We start from the raw sequence: 736 nt of genomic DNA, 5'->3' as shown, positions 1-736 counted from the left end.
CTGTGGCCCGAGGCGCGCAGCGTGATCGCCCTTGGCGTGACCTACGCGCCTAAAGGGGATGCGCTGGCTACTACCCGCCTGCCCGATGCGGGCAACATTTCCGTTTACGCCCGTAACCGGGATTATCATGACGTGGTCAAGGGCATGCTCAAGCATCTGGCCCAGTTCGTGGTCAATGAAGGGCGACGGCAGGGGGCCGATGGCCCGGAGGTGAAGGTGTTTGTCGATACCGCCCCGGTCATGGAAAAACCGCTGGCGGGCAACGCCGGTCTGGGCTGGCAGGGCAAGCATACCGGCCTTGTCTCGCGCCAGCACGGAAGCTGGCTGTTTCTGGGTGAGGTCTACACCACGCTGGACCTGCCGCAGTCGGCGCCTTCGGGCGGGGGGTGCGGCAGTTGCACCCGCTGCCTCGACGCCTGCCCCACCGGGGCGTTTCCCGCCCCCGGCGTCATGGATGCGCGGCGGTGCATTTCCTATCTCACGATCGAAAATCGCGATCCCATTCCCGTGGCGCTGCGGCCCGCCATGGGCAACCGCATCTATGGCTGTGACGACTGTCTGGCCGTGTGTCCGTGGAACCGCTTCGCCACGGCCACGCACCACATGAAACTTGCCGCGCGTGATGACCTGCGCGCGCCCGCGCTGGCTGAACTGGCGGCGCTGGATGACGCGGGCTTTCGCGCCCGGTTTTCGGGCTCGCCCATCAAGCGGATCGGGCGCGGGCGCTTCGTGCGCA

1 protein-coding gene is annotated in these 736 nt (G+C 67.0%); it reads left to right on the top strand.

All coding sequences use genetic code 11. The annotated features are described in order from the left end of the window. Window positions 1–736: tRNA epoxyqueuosine(34) reductase QueG (queG, locus tag JCM25156_RS19110; RefSeq protein WP_025814421.1), on the top strand; the 736-nt coding region annotated here is incomplete at both ends.

Source organism: Komagataeibacter kakiaceti JCM 25156, assembly GCF_000613305.1.
Note: the sequence above shows the minus strand (reverse complement) of the source record. Positions and strands in the feature narration are given on the sequence as shown.